Source organism: Chromobacterium violaceum ATCC 12472 (genome assembly GCF_000007705.1).
GTDB classification, from domain to species: Bacteria; Pseudomonadota; Gammaproteobacteria; order Burkholderiales; family Chromobacteriaceae; genus Chromobacterium; species Chromobacterium violaceum.
Genome location: NC_005085.1, coordinates 2,591,441 through 2,608,612, shown reverse-complemented (window position 1 = coordinate 2,608,612; position 17,172 = coordinate 2,591,441). Strand labels below are relative to the sequence as shown.

Sequence of the window (17,172 nt, the reverse complement as noted above, 5' to 3'; positions counted from 1 at the left end):
GGGCATGCCCCCATGTCATTCTTTCCATTCCCATCCAGGAGGCGAACGATGATAGACCTTCATTACTGGACCACGCCCAACGGCCACAAGATCACCCTGTTCCTCGAGGAGGCCGGCCTGCCTTACCGCATCGTGCCGGTGAACATCTCCGCCGGCGATCAGTTCCAGCCCGATTTCCTGCGCATCGCGCCCAATAATCGCATTCCGGCCATCGTCGACCATGCGCCGCAAGACGGCGGCGAACCGATCAGCCTGTTCGAATCCGGAGCCATCTTGCTGTATCTGGCCGACAAGACCGGCCGCTTCATTCCGCAAGACCTGCGCGGCCGCAACGAGGCGCTGCAGTGGCTGTTCTGGCAGATGGGCGGCCTGGGGCCGATGGCGGGCCAGAACCACCATTTCTCCCAGTACGCGCCGGAAAAGCTGCCATACGCGATCGACCGCTACGTGCGCGAGACCGCCCGCCTCTACCGCGTGCTGGACACGCATTTGTCCGACGGCCGCGACTTCATCGCCGGCGATTACTCGATCGCCGACATGGCCTGCTACCCGTGGATCGTGCCGCACCAGCGCCAGCAGCAGAACCTGGACGACTTCCCTTCGCTCAAGCGCTGGTTCGAGCGCATCGCCGAGCGTCCCGCGGTGAAGCGCGCCTATGCGCTGGCGGAAAGCGTCAATACCGCGCCGTCGGTCACCGAGGCCTCCCGCGCCATCCTGTTCGGCCAGGACGGCAAGCCGCGCGGCGGCTGATCCCGCTCCTTTCGCTTCCTTCCATGCGCGGCGGCCATCGGCCGCCGCTCTTTCAAATCTGATCGCTCCGCCGGATTTTGATCGGCTTTTCATCAGGAACTGTTGCCATCGCGCCGCTACAGTGCCCACATGCCCGGCCCCGCCGGCAAGCACCTGATCCGGAAGACGATATCACCGTGGAAGACATCAACACCTCTGGACGCGACGCCGTCGTCGTCCGCCTGCTCAATAGCCCGCTGCGCGGATGCGAGTTCACGCTGCAACCCGGAAAGACTCTGTTCCTGGTTGGGCCCGAGTCCGCGCTGGCCGCGGATGGGCTGCCGCCGGAGCTTCCGGCGGACAGCCTATTCGTGCCGCTGGCTGAGGGTGGCGTCAACTTCGAGCTGCTGCTGGACAACGGCTGCGCCCGGCTGAGGATTCTCGGGGATGAGGTGACGGAAAGCGAGGCGCCGTTCAACCAGCCGCTGTCAGTGGGCGCCTTGCGACTCGCGTTGCGGCCCCAGCATCTGCCGTGGCAGGCCGAGATCCTGAACGGCTTCGAACCGACCGGAGCGCCCGCGGCGCCATCTTCTGCGACCCCGGGCCGCGCCGGCCGCGCCCTGCTCGCGCTCGGTGCCTTGTGCGCCGTCGCACTGCTGGCCGCAGGAGGGCATTGGCTGTGGAACAGCCAGCAGAGACAGGTGGCCGAGCTGAGCGCGCTGCTGGGCGACGATGGGCAGCGCTTCCATGTGCTGCCGGGACGGGACGGCGTCTATTACGTCGCCGCCGCCGACGCCCGCGACGGCGTCTGGGCCAGGCAATCGTTATTGCGAGCCGAATTCCGCCAGCCGGTCCAGATCGTGGAGCCGGCCGGCGAAAGCGAGCGCGTGTCCCGCTGGCTGTCCGAAAGCCGGCCCGAATTGGCCTTTTACAGGCTGTTGTTGGACGACCCGCGCCGGCCGCAGCTGTGGATCAGCCGCCAGCGATCGCCGCTGGATGAAGCCTCCAGGCAGAAGCTGGCCAGCCAGCTGTCGGTACTGATGCCTTACGCCGAGCGCGTATCCATCGTGCCGGTGGACGACGAGGCCGCCTCCCGGCAGGCCGAGGAAGGGCTGAGCCGCCAGGCGCTGCCGTTTACCCGCAACGATCAGCGCGACAGCGTCACATTCGTGATCGCCGGCGCGCTCGACGACGGCGAGCTGCAGCGGGCGCGGCAATTCGTCGATGCCTACTATCGCCAATGGGGCGGACGCTATGTGCAGTTCGCCATCGAGTTGAAGGATGACTGGCTCAAGGGCAAGTCCTTCAAATATGGAAGCCAGGGCTATGTGAAGCTGAACAGCGGCCATTGGTATTTCCCCAAACCCCTCTGACCGAAAGGAACCACAGACATGCCAGACCCGGTGAATACCCCATGGAGCGGTTATCTGGATGGCGTTTCCAACCAATTCGACCAAGGCGTGCAGGATCTGCACGGCGCCGTCGAGCAGGCGCTGAAAGATCTTTCCGCGACGCCATCCGACCCGAAGCTGCTGGCGAAATACCAGAGCAAGCTGTCCGAGTACAACCTGTACCGCAACGCGCAATCCAACGCGGTCAAGGCGTTCAAGGACATCGACGCCGCCATCATCCAGAACTTCCGCTAAACCGCGCGCGCCGGCCTTTGCCGGCGCTCTTCACGGAGCTCATCATGAACGTCATCGGCCCCGCCGCATCGCAAGCGCTGGCACAGGCCAGCGATCTAGGACAGACAGACGCCGAAATGGTGTCGCTGGAAGATAGATTGATCCAGGCATTCTCCCGTTCAGCCGTGGCCACCGACGCCGAAAGAAACGACATCATGCAACGACTGGAGCGGCCGGAGTTGATCTCCAATCCAGCCGAGCTGTTCGCGTTGCAGCAGCGAACCGCCAATTACAACCTCGAGGTTTCGATGATCAGCACGCTGACCCGCAAAACCGTCGGCGCGGTGGAAAGCTTGCTGCGCTCATGATGAAGGCTTGCCTGAAAGCGTTGCTGCTGGCCGCGGCGCTGAGCGGTTGCCAGCAAAAGGACCTGCTGAAAGGATTGGATCAGCAGCAGGCCAACGAGGTGATCGCGGTGTTGCAGCGTCACAATATCGAAGCCGACAAGGCGGACCGTGGCAAAGCCGGTTTCAGCATCGCCGTGGCGCCTGCGGATTTCGCCGCGGCGGTGGACTGGCTGCGCGCCTACGACCTGCCTTCCAGGCCGAGGATGGAAGTGGCGCAGATGTTTCCCGCCGATTCGCTGGTCTCTTCGCCGCGGGCTGAGAAAGCTAGGCTCTATTCCGCGATAGAGCAGCGGCTGGAGCAGTCGCTGCAAACCATGGACGGCATCCTGTCCGCCCGGGTCCACGTCAGCTACGACCTGGACAGCGGCGAAGCCGGGCGCGCGTCCCAGCCCATGCATATCTCGGCGCTGGCGGTGTACGACCGCGATGTCGACGCCGCAGCGATGATCAACAACATCAAGCGTTTCCTGAAGAACAGCTTCGCCGAAGTCGACTACGACAACATCTCGGTGGTGTTGTCGCGCCGCGAAGAAGCGCAGCAGCAGCCTCCCGGCCCAGCGCCGAAAAGCAATGCCGCCTCCCTGTCCTGGCTGATCGCCGGGATCGGGTTGGCGCTGCTGGCCGGCATCGCCGCCTGGTGGCGGATGAGGCGCGGCTCCCGAGCCGGAGAGCCTCGCAATGGCTGAGCAGGCTGTCCAGCTGCGGGCCCTCCTGTTCGACCCCCTGTCCTACCTGCATCGGGACAGGCTGCGGCTGCCGCCCGCGCTTGCCGGCGCGGAACAGCGGCGCCTGGTCAACGATATGTTGATCGCCGGCTACCGTTTGAGAACCGACTGGTCGCCGGACCCTGCCGACAGGTCTCATGGCCTGTGGCTGGCCGAATGGCACCGGCTGCCCCAGGCGGCCTATCTGATGGGCTGCCAGTTGCTGCGGGCCAGGCTGGCCGCGAGAGGCGGCCTGCTGCGGCTGCCCGGCTGGGCGCGCGGTTTCGCCGCCATGCAGATCGGCGCCGAATGGCCGGCCGCGCCCCTGGACGAAGCGCCCGGCCACGACGCCATCCTGCTGGCCGGTTTCGGCCAGTTGCTGTCCTGGCGCGAACGCATGCCGGAAGCGCTGGCACAGCGGCTGCCGCTGCTTTTCCCCGCCTGGGTGGATGAGGCTTCGCCATGCATCCCGGCCCAAAACACCCTGTTACTTACCCTGGCCCTGCAATATGCCAAGAGACATCCCCATTTTCCGCCCTCCGAACGCGATTGAGGGCGTGCTGGTATGCCGCGAGCAGCTGCTGCGGCACGACAAGGCGGTCAGTCTGGAACGGGAGGCGCGCCGTCATGCGGCGCGCATCGTGCGCCAGGCCGAACAGGAGGCGGAAAGCCTCCGCGGCCGCGCGCTGCTGGACGGATACGGAGACGGCATGATCCAGGCGCTGGGCCAGCTGGCTCGCCACCTGGCCAATGGCGATGCCTTGCTGCGCCATTGCCGGGAAAGGCTGGAGGCCGAATCCCGGGCGATGCTGTCCGCTGCGGTCGACCACCCGGACGCCTTGCTGCTGGCCCTGGATGAATGGCTGCGGGAGCGGCGGAGGGAGGATGAATCCCGCACCCTGCACCTGCTGTTGCCGCAGCAAGCCCGCGCCTCTCAGGCTGAGTTGATGGCCCTGCTGGCCGAGTCCTGGGGCGGACGGCTGAGCCTGGATTACCACGCCGACAGCCGCTTCGTCATGTGCTGCGGCGAGCAGGCGGCGGAGTTCTCGCCGGAACTGTACGTGGAGCCCGCATCCAGCCAGGCGATGCAGGCGCTGGGCGACCTGCCGTCCCGCTGCCGCGGATTGTCCGCCGCCGCGCTGTCCGCCCTGCGAGACGAACTGGACAGAATGCTTGCCGACCAAGAAAACCGGGAGACCGAAACATGCTGAATCCGATAAGCGCCATCGGCGCGCAAGCCTTCTCTCAGAGCGGCGACGGCGTGCAATCGCTGCAACAGCGCGTCGCCGTTGCAGCGGACGCCGCCTCATCGGCGTCGTCCGCTTCTGGCGCCCAGCTGCAGGCCTTTCTGCAGGCGGTGCGGGACCTGCCGCCGCCGCTGGCCGACTCCCCGCAGGCGAAGCAGGAGCAGATCGACGCGATCGCCAGGCTGTTGCGCGAGTTCGGCGAAGGCGGCCAGCCCGCCTTCCCCACGCTGGCCCAGCAACTTGAAGTGATCGATATGGCGCTGAAGGAGGAAGGCGAGGCCTCGCCCCTGCGGGAGCCGTTGATGGGCGTGATGGTCAGCCTCGGCAATCTGCAGTTCCAGATGGACAAATGGATGCAGGACACGATGCTGTCGGACGGCACGCCCGAGGAGTTCGAATCCTGGTAAGCCCCGGCTAGTGAGCTTGCATCGCCTCTCCCCTGCGCTCGTGGCTGAAGCGGATCAGGATGGCGATGGCCAGCGCGACGATGCCGGCGACGATGGCCATCGCCAGACCGTAATCGCCGCCATTGGTCTTGGCCATGTGCGCCTGCAATGGGCTGTTGACCGAGGCCAGCAGATTGCCCAGCTGATAGACCAGGCCGGGGAAAGTGGCCCGCACCGCCGGCGGCGAGATTTCGTTCAAATGGGCGGGTATCACGCCCCAGGCGCCCTGCACCGATATCTGCATCAGAAAAGCGCCGATGGCCAGCGGCAACGGCGTGCTGGTGAACGCCCACAGCGGCAGCACCGGCAGCGCGAACAGCGCCGCCAGGGTGATGGCGTTGCGCCGGCCTATCTTTTCCGACAGGCTGCCCATCGTCAACCCGCCGACGATGGCGCCGACGTTCAGGCAAATGGCGATCAGCTGCACGGTGTGCGGATCGAACTTGTGCTGCACGCGCAGGAAAGTCGGATACATGTCTTGCGTGCCGTGCGAAAAGAAGTTGAAGCAGGTCATCAGGATGATGGCGTACAACGACAGCCTCCATTGCGCGGATATCGCCTGCAGCAGTCCGGGTTTATCGTGATGTTTCGAGGCTTCCCAGCTCGGGCTTTCCGGCACGTTGCGGCGGATGTACAGCGTCAGTAGCGCGGGCAGCAGGCTGAGCATGAACATGCCGCGCCAGCCTATGTGTTCGAACAGCTGGCCGAAGGCCAGCGTCGCCAGCAGGTAGCCGCTGGGGTAGCCGGCCTGCAGCAGGCCGGAGACGAATCCGCGCGATTCCTTGGGTATGCTTTCCATCGTCAGCGAAGAGCCCACGCCCCATTCCCCGCCCATCGCCACGCCGAACAGGGTTCGCAGCGCCAGCAGCGCCAGCAGGTTGGGCGCGAACGCCGATGAGAAGCCCAGCACCGAATACAGCACGATGTTCGCCATCAGCACCGGCCTGCGGCCGAAACGGTCAGCCAGCCGGCCGAATATCAGCGCGCCTATCGGCCGCGCCGCCAGGGTCAGCATGATCGCCCAGCTGACCGCTTCGATGTCGGCGCCGAACGCCTTGGCGACATCCTTCAGCACGAACACCATCAGGAAAAAGTCGAACGCGTCCAGCGTCCAGCCCAGATAGCAGGCGAACACCGTTTGTTTCTGCTCCTTGGTCCAAGCCATGCCTCTTCTCCAGTCCTAGTTATTGTCAGGTCGCCCACTCATGATAAGTGCATTTTTCGCAGGGGGTCTGGCATCGCAAAAAACAGCAACACACTTCCACGCGCCCCGCGGCGTCGCGCCAGCCCATTCCAATGCCCGCGGGCCCTGATGCGTTGATGAAGAAACATCCATACGCGCTTGCGGATTGGCTAATCTGGGAACACAACCGTATGAACCGAGGGGGAAAAGGAATGAGAATCCATCGCGCGTTTCTTGGACTTGCCTGCTGTGTCGCGCTGGTTTCATGCGGGGGCGGCGGAGGCGGGAGCGCAAGCACCGGCTCTTCCAGGCTATCCGGCACGATCGCCGTCGGCGCGCCGATGCAGAATGCCACTCTGACGGTGCTGGGCGCCAATGGCCAGACCGTCAGCGTCAGCGTCAATAGCGACGGCAGCTACAGCAACCTGGACGTCAGCGCGCTGACCGCGCCCTTCCGCCTGCAAGCCTGCGGCCTGGTCAACGCGGTCTATACCTGTCATTACGCCGTGGCCCAAAGCGCAGGCACCGCCAATGTCACGTCACTGACCACAGCGTTGGTCACGCTGGCCACCGGCAGCGACGCCGCCAGCATCATGAGCGGCGGCGCGCCGTCCGCCGGCGCGCTCAACAGCAGCCAGCAAACACTCCAAAACGCCTTATCGCAAGTGCTGGCCGCATCCGGCCTCAGCAGCGGCGCCGACCTCACCACCACGGCCTTCAGCGCCAACCGCACCGGCATGGACAAGGTGCTGGACGCCATCGCCGCCAATACCGGGACCAATAACGGGCATACCTTCGTGCAACTGGAAGGCCGTTTTGGCAGCAGCAACTTCTACGTGGACAATAGCGGCAGCCAGTCCGGCAGCCTGAGCGACAGCACCTTGCTCAACGGGCTGGGCTTGGATCTGACCAGCATCAGCCAGATCTTCGCCGCATTGAATAGCGCCGCCGGCAGCAGCAGCGCCAGCGCCTGCGCCACCGTGCTGAACAACAATGCCAGTATGCTGGATCCGCAGTTCACGCTCAGCATCAACCAGCAATCCCTCAATACCAGCAATTTCGCTTCGATGATCTGCGGCTTCCTGTCGCAAGGCAACTTGCTCGGCGGCAGCGTCGCCAACCCCGCTCTGCGCGATTGCGACTTCTCCGGCAGCGACAAAATCTGCACGGTCGGCTTTGACGTCATCAACGGCAGCGCCGTGCAGGAAGGCGCGGAAATGGCGGTGGTGCTGCGCAACGGCGCAACGGCATGGAAACTGCTGGGCCAGGCGTCGCCGTATGAAATACACGTCAACGCCAATGCGCAGCGCACGCTGCGGGTTGGCATCAGCAATCCGCAACCCAGCTATTACCGCGCGATTTCGTTTGACATCGGCACCAGCGCCAACGGCGTGAGCAACGCCGTGCAATCCGCCAAGGTTTACCAGCGCAACGCCGCCGGCACCGGCTGGGACGGCACGCCCATCGCCACGCTCAGCAACGCCGGCTGCAGCAGCCAGCCCAGGCTGACCATGCAAGGCAGCACGTGCGGCAGCACCTGGCTGGGACTGGACAGCTTCAACAATGGCAGCCTTGCATCCGGCGACGCTTTGATCTCCGCCTTCTTCCAGCGCGGACGGAGAGTGAAGATCGACCTGTACTCCGACAATGCCTTCAGCAGCCTGCTCGCCAGCGTCATTACACGCGTGGATGGCGTGCCGCCACAATCGTCCGAGCTGGCGACGCTGCCCTGGCTGACCCTGGACAGCGCCAGCCAGAGCGCGCTGGCCAACTATGCCAGCGCCCAAGGCGGCGCCTTGAGCTTCTCCTGGACTGGCAGCAATAGCGTCGTCCCGCATGATGCCTCATTCTGCAACGCCGGCAGCTGCAACAGCCCGGTGCAAATCGATCTGAGCGGCAAACTGGGCAGCGCCGGCAGCGCCAGCTTCAACCTGTCCAGCCTGACGCTGGCCTCCAGCGACTACAAGATGATCGCGCTGTACGGGCGAGACCGCAGCAATCTAGGCTTCGAAAGCAATTACGTCAGCTGCGCCAACGGCAGCAACAGCTGCCCCTGATCCGGCGCCCAGCCTGATCAGGCGCTGATTGTCCGATCCCCGCCAGGGCTTGCTTGTCGGCAGGTCCTGGCGGTAGCGGCCGTCTATCAGCACATCCACGAATTGCAGGATTTCCAATTCCCGCACTTCTTCGTAGTCATAGCCGGTCCACAACCAGATGTTTTTCTGCGGATAGCGCTGCTTGAACATGCGGCACAGTGCCAGAATCTCGTCGCGGTTGGCCGGCAGCAGCGGATCGCCGCCGGACAGGCTGAGGCCATCATGGCTTGCGCAGTGACGCAGCAATTCTTCCCTCGCCTCCGGCGTGAATGGCCGCCCGCTCTTGCGATCCCAGGTCGAGCGGTTGTGGCAGCCGTCGCAGGCGTGGGCGCAACCGGTGACGAAGAGCGTGACCCGCACGCCCTCGCCGTTGACCAGATCGCAGGTGTAATAGCGATCGTAATTCATCCCGCGCTCAATGCTCTCCGCCGAAGTGCTTGACCCGGCGCATCACTTCCTTCTGCTTGCCGGCATTGAACGGGCGCGAGTTGGGGCTGCCCAGATAGCCGCATACCCGGCGCGTCACCGACAGCGAGGCGCTGTCGCGGTTGCCGCACTGCGGGCAGCAGAAACCTTCCGTGTCCGCCTTCGCCTCGCCCATGAATCCGCAGGCGCCGCAAGAGTCCACCGGCGTGTTGCTGCCGAAATAAGGCACCCGTTCCAGCGCGTAATCCCATATGCGCTCCAGCGCCTGCAGATTGTGCTTCATGTTCGGCAGCTCGACGTAAGTGATGTGGCCGCCGCTGGCCAGCTCGGCATAGCCGGCCTCGAAGTCGATCTTTTCAAACGGGTTGACCTTGCGGAACACGTCCAGATGGAAGGAGTTGGTGTAATAGCCCTTGTCCGTCATCTCGGGGATGTCGCCGAAGCGCTCGCGGTCCAGCTTGCAGAAGCGGTGGCACAACGATTCGCTGGGCGTGGAATACAGCGAGAATCCAAACCCGGTTTCGCGCCGCCACTGCGCCGTCGCCGCGCTCATCCTGGCGACCACGCCGCGCAGGAAGTCCCTCGCGGCCTCGCTGTCCGCGGGATGCGCGCCGAACAGCAGCGTGCCGACTTCGTGCAGACCGATATAGCCCAGCGAAATCGAGGCGCGGCCGCCCTCGAACAGCGTCATGATGTCCTCGTCCGGCTTCAGCCGCATGCCGAACGCGCCCTCGGTGTAGAGAATCGGCGCCACATTGGCCTTGACGCCGCGCAGCCGCTCGATGCGCAGCATCAAGGCGCGAAAGCACAGGCCTAGACGCGCATCCAACAGTGTCCAGAACGCCTGCGCATCGCCTTTCGCCTCGATGGCGATGCGCGGGAGATTGAGACTGACCACGCCCAGGTTGTTGCGGCCGTCCAGCACCTCCCTGCCCGCCTCATCCCTCCAGACCGGCAGGAAGCTGCGGCAGCCCATCGGCGAGACCGGCGTCGCGGAGCCGGTGATGCGCCGGTTCAGCTCGGCGGAGATGATGTCCGGATACATGCGCTTGGAGGTGCACTCCAGCGCCAGCTGCTTGATGTCGTAATTGGGATCTTCCGGCCGCAGGTTGACGCCCTTGTCGATGAACATCACCAGCTTGGGAAAGACCGGCGTGATGCCCTCCTTGCCCAGGCCTTTGATGCGCACCCTGAGGATGGCCTGCTGGATGATGCGCTCTTCCCAGGCCATGCCCATGCCGAAGGAAAAGGTGACGAAGGGCTGCTGGCCGTTGGAGCTGAACAGGGTGTTGATCTCGTATTCGCAGGCCTGGATGCCGTCGTAGCACTCCTTTTCCGTGCGCTCGCGCGCGTAGCGTTCCGGCTCGGCGATGCCGTACTGCTGCGCCACGTCCAGATTCTTGCGATAGCTTTTCAGCACATAGGGCGCCAGCGTCTGGTCGATATTGGGGATGGTGGTGCCGCCGTACTGGTGGCTGGCCACCTGGGCGATGATCTGCGCGGTGACGGCGCAAGCGACGCCTATCGATCTGGGGCTTTCGATCTGGGCGTTGCCCAGGCGGAAGCCCTGCTCCAGCATGCCTTTCAGATCCACCAGGCAGCAGTTGGTGAACGGCAGGAACGGCGAATAATCCAGGTCGTGGAAATGGATGTCGCCATCGTTGTGCGCGCTCAAGATGTCCTTGGGCAGGAAATTGCCGGCGAACTGTTTGGACACGATGCCGGCCATCAGGTCGCGCATCACCGGGAAAACGTTGGCGTCCTTGTTGGCGTTTTCGGTGGTGGCCTCCCTGTCGGTCTTGTGCACCAGGCCCATCAGCTTGGCATGCAGCTCGGAGCCGCGGGCGCGGACGTTGTCGCGATCATGGCGGTATTCGATGTAAACCCGCGCGACTTCCGGATAGCGCTGCATCAGCGCGTCCTCCACCCGCTTCTGGATCGCCGGAATGTCCAGCCGGCCATCGCGGGCCAGCTGTCGGCATTCGCGCTCCACCTGGGACGCGATTTCCAATGCCAGCCTGGCCGGCTCCGCATGCCCGGCCGCCATGGCCGCCCGCTGGCAGGCATTGGCAATCTTGCCGATATCGAATCCCACTACCGCGCCGTCGCGCTTGCTCACTTGCAGCATCGCCTGGTTCTCTCCCGACTCGTGGCCCTTGCGGCCGTATAGAACACGCCTGCGCCCGGCAGGCCCTGAAACCGCCAATACTGTAGGCGATTTGGCAGGGTTGTGGGCCAGTTTTTCTTCAAAATATGGTAACTTAACTTGAGTGCGATCAATATATTGTGCCTATCGGCTAAAAATAAGGCAGCCTTCACGCAGATTGCAATCGTCATCAAATTCGGATTGGATGTCATGTCAATGTTTTGATGGAAACTGCCAATGAGACGCATACTCTGCTTGCTGCCGCTGATGTTCTGCCTGGCGGCCTGGGCTGCGGATAACGAACAAATACAGGGCCAGGGCGGCCGCATCCTGCGCTACAGCTCCACTCAGGTGCGGGTTGAGCCATCGGCCGACGATGTGCGCAGCTATCTGCAAGCGCGCGATGCGCGACTGGAGGGCGCGAGCGCGGCGGCGGCGCTGCAGGCCGGCCGCAAGGCATTGGCGCGTTTGGGATACGGGCGGGTGGATGTCGATGCCGATTACGGCGTGATCCGCGCAGAGAAAGACGAGAAGCTGATCAGCGAAGCGCGCCAGGTGCTGCGCGGGCTGCTGAAATTGAAATTCCCGCTGCCGGGCAAACCGGATCATCAGACCACCGAGGTGCTGCTGACCCTGAAGCCGGGAACCCAGCCCCGGCAGGTATTGCTGCGGGCGAATATCCGCCAGACCGTCTGGGACAGCAACGGCAATTCGCGCGCGCTGCTGTGCAGCGACCCAGCGGTCTATCGCCAGCTGTTCGACCAGCTGAGCGACGCGCTGGGCAAATCGAACTAGCGCACAAAACAAAAGCCCCGCTTGCGCGGGGCTTCGTCATATTCCGAACCGCTCCGGAATCAGATGCTTTCCACCTTGGCCATCTTGCGACGCTCATGCTCTTGCAGGTAGCGCTTGCGGATGCGGATGGACTTCGGCGTGATTTCCACCAGTTCGTCGTCGTCGATGAACTCCACCGCCGATTCCAGCGTCAGTTTGATCGGGGTGGTCAGGCGAACCGCTTCGTCGGTGCCGGAGGCGCGGACGTTGGTCAGTTTCTTGCCCTTGATCGGGTTGACGACTAGGTCGTTGTCGCGGCTGTGGATGCCGATGATCATGCCTTCGTACAGCTTGTCGCCCGGGGAGACGAACATGCGGCCCCGGTCTTCCAGGTTCCACAGCGCGTAGGCCACGGCCTCGCCATGCTCCTGCGAGATCAGCACGCCGTTGTGGCGGCCCGGCAGATCCGGCTTCACCGGCGCGTAGTCGTCGAACACGTGGCTCATCAGGCCGGTGCCGCGGGTCATGGTCATGAAGTCGGACTGGAAGCCGATCAGGCCGCGCGCCGGAATGTGGTATTCCAGGCGGGTGCGGCCGTTGCCGTCCGATTCCATATTGGTCAGCTCGCCGCGGCGGCGGCCGATTTCTTCCATCACGCCGCCCTGGTGGTCGTCTTCCAGGTCGATGGTCAGGTTCTCATACGGCTCGCACTTCTGGCCGTTGATTTCCTTGAACACCACGCGCGGCTTGGCCACAGCCATTTCAAAGCCTTCGCGGCGCATGTTTTCCAGCAGGATGGTCAGGTGCAGCTCGCCGCGGCCCGACACGCGGAACACGTCGGCGTCGCCGGTGTCTTCCACGCGCAGCGCCACGTTGGTCAGCAGCTCCTTGGTCAGGCGGTCGCGGATCTGGCGGCTGGTGACGAACTTGCCCTCGGTGCCGGCCAGCGGCGAGGAGTTCACCATGAAGTCCATGGTCAGCGTCGGCTCGTCCACCGACAGCATCGGCAGGCCTACCGGCTGCTCCTTGTCGCAGATGGTCACGCCGATGCCGATATCCTCGATGCCGGAGATGATCACGATGTCGCCGGCTTCGGCTTCCTGCACTTCCACGCGCTCCAGGCCCTTGAAGCCCAGCACCTGGTTGATGCGGCCGGAGGCCACTTGCTCGTCGTGGTTCATCACCACCACTTGCTGGCCCGGCTTGATGCGGCCGTTCAGGATGCGGCCCAGGCCCAGGCGGCCGGTGTAGGTGGAGTAGTCCAGAGCGGAAATCTGCAGCTGCAGCGGCGCGTCCGGGCTGCCGGCCGGGGTCGGAACGTGCTTCAGCACGGTCTCGAACAGCGGGCGCATGTTGTCGGACTCTTCGTCCAGCTCATGCTTGGCGAAGCCGGTCAGGCCGGATGCGTAGATGATCGGGAAGTCCAGTTGCTCGTCGGTGGCGCCCAGCTTGTCGAACAGGTCGAAGGTCTGGTCCACCACCCAGTCCGGACGGGAGCCCGGGCGGTCGATCTTGTTGATCACCACGATCGGACGCAGGCCCAGGGCCAGCGCCTTCTTGGTTACGAAGCGGGTTTGAGGCATCGGACCTTCAACCGCATCGACCAGCAGCACCACGCCGTCAACCATGCCCAATACGCGCTCCACTTCGCCGCCGAAGTCGGCGTGCCCCGGGGTGTCGACGATGTTGATGTGCACGCCTTCGTAGTTGATGGCGGTGTTCTTGGCGAGAATGGTGATGCCGCGCTCTTTTTCAAGATCGTTGCTGTCCATTACGCGTTCGTCGACCTGCTGGTTCTCGCGGAAGGTGCCGCTTTGTTTCAGCAGTTGGTCGACCAGGGTGGTCTTGCCATGGTCGACGTGGGCGATGATGGCGATGTTGCGGATTTGTCGGGTCATGTTTAGCGTGTTTCGGCTGGAATTCTGAAAACAGAAAAATCGAAAGATTATAGCATGCTAGAGCCCCGCCGAGAAAATTTCAGTAAAGACAGATGACAATCCTGTAAAGGCCGCGTGTATTTTCAACGCTCGACGGATTCGTCCGCCTGCTCGTTTGGCGCTACACTTCGGCCCATCTGGCAACAAGGAATGAAAACATGTACGACTGGAACGCCCTGTGGCGCGAGCGCGAGGCTTACCGCACCGGCTACAACGTCCATCACGCCGACGCCAACGAGCTGGCCGACGCGCTGAAGGCCAAGCTGATCCACCCCGCCTCGGAGACTAATCCGGTGGCCGTGTACGAAGACCAGGACCGCTATGTGCTGGCTGGCCACGATGGCGGTCTGCAACTGCTGGAAGTGATGAAGCACGGCCTGTTCGACATCACGCTGCGCTTTGTCAGCGAAGACGAAGGCCAGGGCGTGGCCCTGCCCTACGTCGAGATCCACGTCGACAATCTCGCCACCGAAGAGCAGGCGGTATGGCGGGGAGAGGCTCGCCTGGACGACGAGGGGCGGATCTGGGTGGGCAAGCGCACGCTGGACGAGGATGTGCTGCCGGCCATGCCTTTCGACGAACTGTCGTTCACCGACAATGCCCAGTTCCGGGAAGAACTGGCACGCGTCTGGCACGAAGACCTGCCACAGCTGCGCCCGCTGATCGAGGCCTGGTTCCACCATGGCGGCGCCATCGCCGAAGCGGACGAGCCCGCGCATTACGGCGACGCCGAGCGAGTTCAGCAGATGTGCGACCGCTATGCCGAAATCGTCCGTCGCGAACAGTCCGTGCTGTCGCGCATGTTCAGCGACGACGAGCTGCGGCTGATCGCCGGCGTGATCGCGGGTATTCATTTCGACAGCGCGGCCTCCTGCCGCGGCGTATGGCTGGCGGTGGAGGCGCGCATCATAGAAGACGAGCTCGATCAGCAGCACCAGATTGACGCCGAGGCGTTGCTCGCCAAGATGAAGGGCCTGAGCTATGCGCAGGAAGTGGCGCTGATCGAGGCGCTGTCCCCCCTGCATTGATCTGGCCGGATTTTGCCGGCGGCGGCGCGCGCCGCGTCTCGGCCAGCCCGCAGCCCCTCTGCAATCCGTGAAAGTCTGCACCATTGGACAGGTGCCTTCCCCTCCTGGCCGGCTACGCTCAGTCAGGAGCGCGACCCGGAGAACCGGACCGCCGCACTGCGAGGGAGGGATGAATGAAACGATTGGCCAGCCTGCTTGGCCGCATCTTTCCGTTGATGGCCGCCCTGGCGGCCTCATCGGTCTGGGCGGCCTCTCTCACTCCGGCGGACGCAAAATCCCGCCCCGCCGATGTTCCGCAGCACTACGTCGTCACGCCCTTTGGCTACTTCCATCCGTCTTGCGTGAGAGAGGTGCCTGACGGCGCGAGGCTGGAGGACGCCGACATCTCATCCGCCTGCGTCAATCGACCGCATTACGATGCGCAGGGCAAGGTGGCGGCAGCGACGGGCGCGGCGATGCCTCCGCCCCGAGCGGGCGCCGCGCTTGCCGCGATCAATGGCTGGGTGGAAGACTCGGAATTGGTCGCCTCATCTCCATACGCCGGAATCAGCGCCAGCTGGCCGGTTCCGGCTGCGCCGGCAAGCCGTGGCGGACAGGTGGTCTACTTCTTCCCCGGCCTGCAGGACAGCCACAATGTGCAAAGCATTTTGCAACCAGTGCTCGGCTGGAATGCCTTCAGCGACCAGGCCTGGACGATCGCCAGCTGGAATTGCTGCAAGAACGGCGCGGCAAACTACAGCGCGCCGCGCAAGGTGGCCAGCGGCGACTGGATAACCGGCCGTGTCTGGCATGATTGCGCGGCCGGCGCGACCGCCTGCGGCTCCTGGAACGTGGAGACCCGCGACGCCACGCAGAACATCCAGACCACGCTGAGCCATACCAGCAATTACGGCCAGAGCTTCAATTGGGCGTTCGGCGGCGTGCTGGAGGTGTACAGTGTCGCGAATTGCCAAAACTATCCGGCGGACGGCGCACTCAGCTTCAGCAACATCCAGCTTCTGGATATCAACAAGCAGATCATTTCCAACCCGGCCGCCCTGGCTTGGCGAGCAAACGTCCTGCAACAGGGCGGCGGCTGCAATTACCATGCGGCGGCCGCGAAGACAGTCACCACTCTCAGCTACTGATCGCCTTTGCCATCGCCGTGGCCGACATCCCCCTGTCGCCGCGGCGTTTTTTTTTGTTTTCTCCGCCTCGGAGCAAGGGGCGGCGGCAGGCGTAAAAAAGCCCCGGCCGGCAGGTCGGGGCAGATTCAACCGACCGCCCTGAGGCCGATTGAAACTCGTACTGTATTCAGCATAGTCCTTTCATGGCCTGTCGTGACGGTTTTGGCTAAAAAAGCGAGACGAGCTTGACGGCGGCGTCTGCATGGCCAGCCAAAGGGACATCAACATCGCCTGCGCCATGCGTTATCCGCCAAGCTGCCGCCGGAGTTCGGCAATGCTTTCCCTGCGCACCCTGACCGGCATCAGCGCCCTTCGGATCGGCTTGTCCCGTCCCAGCACAAGCTCTTCAAGCTGCAGCGTGGTCGCGCCCTCTTCCAAGGCGTCGGACTTGATGCCCATCCGGTTCAGGCTCAGCGTCACGCTTTCCAGGCTGAAATAATCGTCGGGATGCTCAAGCACGTGCCGCACGGAGTCCAAGGCGCCTTCCAGGCTATTCAATTCGCGGAGGCTTTCCAGCAGCGGCTGCACCTCGGACAGGCGCCTGTCCACCTCCGCCAGCGTGTCGGGCAGGTCGTCATCGCCCTGCCCGTCCACCACCACTTGCGAGGTGGACTTCAGCGCCAGCCTGCGCAACTGCAGCCTCCCCAGCTCAGCCTCAAGCTGGAGGCGGGTCTGCTCCTGCATGCTCAACTGGCGGGCGATGACGGAAGTCAGCACATTCAGCGCGCGCTCGCCGGATTGGGTGCGGAATTGTTCCTCGCTGGCGCAAGGCATCTGCAGCCGGTGCCCATCGAAACTGACGACAACCTGTGCGACATCGTTGCGCAGCTCCCCGTTTTCCATGGCCACGCCGAAGCGGCTGGTCTCGCTGCGCTGCATGGTCATCAACGCCCAGGCCTCGTCGCCGTTGGAGGCGGAAGAAAAGAATTCCCGCAAGGCATCGCTGCCATCGAGCAACTCCAGCAAGCTTGGCGGCCCGGCGAACATCAGCCCGAGCCGCGGATCTCGGGAAAAGCTTTGCAAGGAAAGCTCCAGCACGGGAGGAAGCCTGTCGCTCAGCGTGGAGAGATACGCCTGGGCAATGCGCATGCCCGGCATTAGCGCATGCTGATGGTCAGGCAACAGGCACAGCCTGCGATCGCAGGCGCTCAACAGCCGGTCGATCTGCATCGCCTGCTCGCGGACTCGCAGACGGCTGGCCGCGTCCCATCCCATTTTGCGAAGCAAGAATTCGAACATGCCCACCCCTCCGGCCGCT

At 63.9% G+C, this 17,172-nt stretch carries 17 protein-coding genes; 12 read left to right on the top strand and 5 right to left on the bottom strand.

Going from position 1 to position 17,172, the window contains the following annotated elements; genetic code table 11:
• Positions 1-48 precede the first annotated feature (48 nt).
• The 8 genes from CV_RS11845 (at position 49) to CV_RS11810 (ending at position 5,119) form a co-directional block, all read left to right on the top strand.
• Positions 49-750, top strand: coding sequence for a glutathione binding-like protein (locus tag CV_RS11845; protein ID WP_011135971.1), 702 nt, complete (start codon positions 49-51; stop codon positions 748-750).
• A 176-nt stretch (positions 751-926) separates the two neighbouring features.
• Positions 927-2,102 (top strand): PrgH/EprH family type III secretion apparatus protein, encoded by a 1,176-nt coding sequence (locus CV_RS11840; protein ID WP_011135970.1) that lies wholly within the window; start codon positions 927-929, stop codon positions 2,100-2,102.
• An 18-nt stretch (positions 2,103-2,120) separates the two neighbouring features.
• On the top strand, positions 2,121-2,375 hold the full coding sequence (locus tag CV_RS11835) for a type III secretion system needle complex protein (protein ID WP_011135969.1): 255 nt from the start codon (positions 2,121-2,123) through the stop codon (positions 2,373-2,375).
• 44 nt (positions 2,376-2,419) lie between these two features.
• The gene (gene prgJ, locus CV_RS11830) at positions 2,420-2,722 is read left to right on the top strand and encodes a type III secretion system inner rod protein PrgJ (protein ID WP_011135968.1); all 303 of its coding nucleotides are present in this window, start codon (positions 2,420-2,422) and stop codon (positions 2,720-2,722) included.
• A complete protein-coding gene (locus CV_RS11825; RefSeq protein ID WP_011135967.1) occupies positions 2,719-3,447 on the top strand; it encodes an EscJ/YscJ/HrcJ family type III secretion inner membrane ring protein in 729 nt (242 codons plus the stop codon). The genes prgJ and CV_RS11825 overlap by 4 nt, the downstream gene beginning before the upstream one ends.
• Positions 3,440-4,018, top strand: coding sequence for an oxygen-regulated invasion protein OrgA (orgA, locus tag CV_RS11820; RefSeq protein ID WP_011135966.1), 579 nt, complete (start codon positions 3,440-3,442; stop codon positions 4,016-4,018). Before CV_RS11825 ends, orgA begins: the two co-directional genes overlap by 8 nt.
• Positions 3,975-4,676, top strand: coding sequence for a type III secretion system linker protein OrgB (gene orgB / locus CV_RS11815; RefSeq protein WP_158303316.1), 702 nt, complete (start codon positions 3,975-3,977; stop codon positions 4,674-4,676). Before orgA ends, orgB begins: the two co-directional genes overlap by 44 nt.
• Positions 4,670-5,119 carry a hypothetical protein gene (locus CV_RS11810; RefSeq protein WP_011135964.1) on the top strand — a complete coding sequence of 150 codons (450 nt, stop codon included), beginning with the start codon at positions 4,670-4,672 and terminating at the stop codon, positions 5,117-5,119. The genes orgB and CV_RS11810 overlap by 7 nt, the downstream gene beginning before the upstream one ends.
• Before the next feature lie 7 nt (positions 5,120-5,126).
• Here CV_RS11810 and CV_RS11805 read toward each other — a convergent pair whose 3' ends face one another.
• Positions 5,127-6,323, bottom strand: a complete 1,197-nt coding sequence (locus CV_RS11805) for an MFS transporter (RefSeq protein ID WP_011135963.1) — start codon at positions 6,321-6,323, stop codon at positions 5,127-5,129.
• A gap of 359 nt (positions 6,324-6,682) precedes the next feature.
• Here CV_RS11805 and CV_RS11800 point away from each other — a divergent pair, with 359 nt between their 5' ends.
• Positions 6,683-8,398, top strand: a complete 1,716-nt coding sequence (locus CV_RS11800; RefSeq protein WP_043596155.1) for a hypothetical protein — start codon at positions 6,683-6,685, stop codon at positions 8,396-8,398.
• On the opposite strand, the gene nrdG is transcribed toward CV_RS11800, so the two are convergent.
• Together nrdG and nrdD are read right to left on the bottom strand one after the other, a co-directional pair.
• Entirely contained in the window at positions 8,342-8,845 is a 504-nt protein-coding gene (gene nrdG / locus CV_RS11795; RefSeq protein ID WP_011135960.1) for an anaerobic ribonucleoside-triphosphate reductase activating protein, read from the bottom strand. The two genes, CV_RS11800 and nrdG, sit on opposite strands and share 57 nt — an antisense overlap.
• A 7-nt stretch (positions 8,846-8,852) precedes the next feature.
• Positions 8,853-10,991, bottom strand: a complete 2,139-nt coding sequence (gene nrdD, locus CV_RS11790) for an anaerobic ribonucleoside-triphosphate reductase (protein WP_011135959.1) — start codon at positions 10,989-10,991, stop codon at positions 8,853-8,855.
• Between the two features lie 255 nt (positions 10,992-11,246).
• Here nrdD and CV_RS11785 point away from each other — a divergent pair, with 255 nt between their 5' ends.
• Entirely contained in the window at positions 11,247-11,804 is a 558-nt protein-coding gene (locus tag CV_RS11785; protein ID WP_011135958.1) for a hypothetical protein, read from the top strand.
• A 59-nt stretch (positions 11,805-11,863) separates the two neighbouring features.
• Here CV_RS11785 and typA read toward each other — a convergent pair whose 3' ends face one another.
• Entirely contained in the window at positions 11,864-13,681 is a 1,818-nt protein-coding gene (gene typA / locus CV_RS11780; RefSeq protein WP_011135957.1) for a translational GTPase TypA, read from the bottom strand.
• Positions 13,682-13,878: 197 nt separating this feature from the next.
• Here typA and CV_RS11775 point away from each other — a divergent pair, with 197 nt between their 5' ends.
• Positions 13,879-14,748: a hypothetical protein gene (locus CV_RS11775; protein WP_011135956.1), complete on the top strand. Its 870-nt coding sequence runs from the start codon at positions 13,879-13,881 to the stop codon at positions 14,746-14,748.
• Positions 14,749-14,921: 173 nt separating this feature from the next.
• Entirely contained in the window at positions 14,922-15,875 is a 954-nt protein-coding gene (locus CV_RS11770) for a hypothetical protein (RefSeq protein WP_011135955.1), read from the top strand.
• 282 nt (positions 15,876-16,157) lie between these two features.
• Here the strand turns inward: CV_RS11770 and CV_RS11765 are convergent, their stop codons facing one another.
• Complete coding sequence (locus CV_RS11765; protein WP_011135954.1) at positions 16,158-17,153, bottom strand: hypothetical protein; 996 nt, start codon at positions 17,151-17,153, stop codon at positions 16,158-16,160.
• Positions 17,154-17,172: the final 19 nt, after the last annotated feature.

What these genes read in the sequence shown, in the direction of transcription:
- CV_RS11845 (WP_011135971.1), top strand. Translation starts at nt 49, where the DNA reads ATGATAGACCTTCATTACTGGACCACGCCCAACGGCCACAAGATCACC.
- CV_RS11835 (WP_011135969.1), top strand. Translation starts at nt 2,121, where the DNA reads ATGCCAGACCCGGTGAATACCCCATGGAGCGGTTATCTGGATGGCGTT.
- prgJ (WP_011135968.1), top strand. Translation starts at nt 2,420, where the DNA reads ATGAACGTCATCGGCCCCGCCGCATCGCAAGCGCTGGCACAGGCCAGC.
- CV_RS11825 (WP_011135967.1), top strand. Translation starts at nt 2,719, where the DNA reads ATGATGAAGGCTTGCCTGAAAGCGTTGCTGCTGGCCGCGGCGCTGAGC.
- orgA (WP_011135966.1), top strand. Translation starts at nt 3,440, where the DNA reads ATGGCTGAGCAGGCTGTCCAGCTGCGGGCCCTCCTGTTCGACCCCCTG.
- orgB (WP_158303316.1), top strand. Translation starts at nt 3,975, where the DNA reads ATGCCAAGAGACATCCCCATTTTCCGCCCTCCGAACGCGATTGAGGGC.
- CV_RS11810 (WP_011135964.1), top strand. Translation starts at nt 4,670, where the DNA reads ATGCTGAATCCGATAAGCGCCATCGGCGCGCAAGCCTTCTCTCAGAGC.
- CV_RS11805 (WP_011135963.1), bottom strand. Translation starts at nt 6,323, where the DNA reads ATGGCTTGGACCAAGGAGCAGAAACAAACGGTGTTCGCCTGCTATCTG.
- CV_RS11800 (WP_043596155.1), top strand. Translation starts at nt 6,683, where the DNA reads ATGCAGAATGCCACTCTGACGGTGCTGGGCGCCAATGGCCAGACCGTC.
- nrdG (WP_011135960.1), bottom strand. Translation starts at nt 8,845, where the DNA reads ATGAATTACGATCGCTATTACACCTGCGATCTGGTCAACGGCGAGGGC.
- nrdD (WP_011135959.1), bottom strand. Translation starts at nt 10,991, where the DNA reads ATGCTGCAAGTGAGCAAGCGCGACGGCGCGGTAGTGGGATTCGATATC.
- CV_RS11785 (WP_011135958.1), top strand. Translation starts at nt 11,247, where the DNA reads ATGAGACGCATACTCTGCTTGCTGCCGCTGATGTTCTGCCTGGCGGCC.
- typA (WP_011135957.1), bottom strand. Translation starts at nt 13,681, where the DNA reads ATGACCCGACAAATCCGCAACATCGCCATCATCGCCCACGTCGACCAT.
- CV_RS11775 (WP_011135956.1), top strand. Translation starts at nt 13,879, where the DNA reads ATGTACGACTGGAACGCCCTGTGGCGCGAGCGCGAGGCTTACCGCACC.
- CV_RS11770 (WP_011135955.1), top strand. Translation starts at nt 14,922, where the DNA reads ATGAAACGATTGGCCAGCCTGCTTGGCCGCATCTTTCCGTTGATGGCC.
- CV_RS11765 (WP_011135954.1), bottom strand. Translation starts at nt 17,153, where the DNA reads ATGTTCGAATTCTTGCTTCGCAAAATGGGATGGGACGCGGCCAGCCGT.